Annotated in this window: 1 rRNA gene; it reads left to right on the top strand. The window is 50.8% G+C overall.

The features are described from left to right. Positions 1–194: 194 nt before the first annotated feature. A 23S ribosomal RNA gene (locus JFT44_RS28470) occupies positions 195–2991 on the top strand; the annotation flags it as partial.

The raw sequence follows: 2991 nt of genomic DNA, 5'->3' as shown, positions 1-2991 counted from the left end.
TGAATGTTGATTTCTAGTCTTTGACTAGTTCGTTCTTTAAAAATTTGGGTATGTGATAGAAAGATAGACTGAACGTTACTTTCACTGGTAACGGATCAGGCTAAGGTAAAATTTGTGAGTTACTCAAATTGAGTATTATCGAATTTTCGGCGAATGTCGTCTTCACAGTATAACCAGATTGCTTGGGGTTATATGGTCAAGTGAAGAAGCGCATACGGTGGATGCCTTGGCAGTCAGAGGCGATGAAAGACGTGGTAGCCTGCGAAAAGCTTCGGGGAGTCGGCAAACAGACTTTGATCCGGAGATGTCTGAATGGGGGAACCCAGCCATCATAAGATGGTTATCTTAAGCTGAATACATAGGCTTAAGAGGCGAACCAGGGGAACTGAAACATCTAAGTACCCTGAGGAAAAGAAATCAACCGAGATTCCCTTAGTAGTGGCGAGCGAACGGGGACTAGCCCTTAAGTGGCTTTGAGATTAGCGGAACGCTCTGGAAAGTGCGGCCATAGTGGGTGATAGCCCTGTACGCGAAAATCTCTTAGTCATGAAATCGAGTAGGACGGAGCACGAGAAACTTTGTCTGAATATGGGGGGACCATCCTCCAAGGCTAAATACTACTGACTGACCGATAGTGAACTAGTACCGTGAGGGAAAGGCGAAAAGAACCCCGGAGAGGGGAGTGAAATAGATCCTGAAACCGTATGCGTACAAGCAGTGGGAGCCCACTTTGTTGGGTGACTGCGTACCTTTTGTATAATGGGTCAGCGACTTATTTTCAGTGGCGAGCTTAACCGAATAGGGGAGGCGTAGCGAAAGCGAGTCTTAATAGGGCGTCTAGTCGCTGGGAATAGACCCGAAACCGGGCGATCTATCCATGGGCAGGTTGAAGGTTGGGTAACACTAACTGGAGGACCGAACCGACTACCGTTGAAAAGTTAGCGGATGACCTGTGGATCGGAGTGAAAGGCTAATCAAGCTCGGAGATAGCTGGTTCTCCTCGAAAGCTATTTAGGTAGCGCCTCATGTATCACTGTAGGGGGTAGAGCACTGTTTCGGCTAGGGGGTCATCCCGACTTACCAAACCGATGCAAACTCCGAATACCTACAAGTGCCGAGCATGGGAGACACACGGCGGGTGCTAACGTCCGTCGTGAAAAGGGAAACAACCCAGACCGTCAGCTAAGGTCCCAAAGTTATGGTTAAGTGGGAAACGATGTGGGAAGGCTTAGACAGCTAGGAGGTTGGCTTAGAAGCAGCCACCCTTTAAAGAAAGCGTAATAGCTCACTAGTCGAGTCGGCCTGCGCGGAAGATGTAACGGGGCTCAAACCATACACCGAAGCTACGGGTATCATCTTCGGATGATGCGGTAGAGGAGCGTTCTGTAAGCCTGTGAAGGTGAGTTGAGAAGCTTGCTGGAGGTATCAGAAGTGCGAATGCTGACATGAGTAACGACAATGGGTGTGAAAAACACCCACGCCGAAAGACCAAGGTTTCCTGCGCAACGTTAATCGACGCAGGGTTAGTCGGTCCCTAAGGCGAGGCTGAAAAGCGTAGTCGATGGAAAACAGGTTAATATTCCTGTACTTCTGGTTATTGCGATGGAGGGACGGAGAAGGCTAGGCCAGCTTGGCGTTGGTTGTCCAAGTTTAAGGTGGTAGGCTGGAATCTTAGGTAAATCCGGGATTCTAAGGCCGAGAGCTGATGACGAGTCATCTTTTAGATGACGAAGTGGTTGATGCCATGCTTCCAAGAAAAGCTTCTAAGCTTCAGGTAACCAGGAACCGTACCCCAAACCGACACAGGTGGTTGGGTAGAGAATACCAAGGCGCTTGAGAGAACTCGGGTGAAGGAACTAGGCAAAATGGCACCGTAACTTCGGGAGAAGGTGCGCCGGTGAGGGTGAAGGACTTGCTCCGTAAGCTCATGCCGGTCGAAGATACCAGGCCGCTGCGACTGTTTATTAAAAACACAGCACTCTGCAAACACGAAAGTGGACGTATAGGGTGTGACGCCTGCCCGGTGCCGGAAGGTTAATTGATGGGGTTAGCTAACGCGAAGCTCTTGATCGAAGCCCCGGTAAACGGCGGCCGTAACTATAACGGTCCTAAGGTAGCGAAATTCCTTGTCGGGTAAGTTCCGACCTGCACGAATGGCGTAACGATGGCGGCGCTGTCTCCACCCGAGACTCAGTGAAATTGAAATCGCTGTGAAGATGCAGTGTATCCGCGGCTAGACGGAAAGACCCCGTGAACCTTTACTATAGCTTTGCACTGGACTTTGAATTTGCTTGTGTAGGATAGGTGGGAGGCTTTGAAGCGTGGACGCCAGTTCGCGTGGAGCCAACCTTGAAATACCACCCTGGCAACTTTGAGGTTCTAACTCAGGTCCGTTATCCGGATCGAGGACAGTGTATGGTGGGTAGTTTGACTGGGGCGGTCTCCTCCTAAAGAGTAACGGAGGAGTACGAAGGTGCGCTCAGACCGGTCGGAAATCGGTCGTAGAGTATAAAGGCAAAAGCGCGCTTGACTGCGAGACAGACACGTCGAGCAGGTACGAAAGTAGGTCTTAGTGATCCGGTGGTTCTGTATGGAAGGGCCATCGCTCAACGGATAAAAGGTACTCCGGGGATAACAGGCTGATACCGCCCAAGAGTTCATATCGACGGCGGTGTTTGGCACCTCGATGTCGGCTCATCACATCCTGGGGCTGAAGCCGGTCCCAAGGGTATGGCTGTTCGCCATTTAAAGTGGTACGCGAGCTGGGTTTAGAACGTCGTGAGACAGTTCGGTCCCTATCTGCCGTGGACGTTTGAGATTTGAGAGGGGCTGCTCCTAGTACGAGAGGACCGGAGTGGACGAACCTCTGGTGTTCCGGTTGTCACGCCAGTGGCATTGCCGGGTAGCTATGTTCGGAATAGATAACCGCTGAAAGCATCTAAGCGGGAAACTAGCCTCAAGATGAGATCTCACTGGAACCTTGAGTTCCCT

Origin of the sequence: Pseudomonas sp. MF5691, from assembly GCF_016405645.1 — a bacterium.
GTDB classification, from domain to species: Bacteria; Pseudomonadota; Gammaproteobacteria; order Pseudomonadales; family Pseudomonadaceae; genus Aquipseudomonas; species Aquipseudomonas shahriarae.
This window is presented reverse-complemented; position numbering and strand designations above follow the sequence as displayed.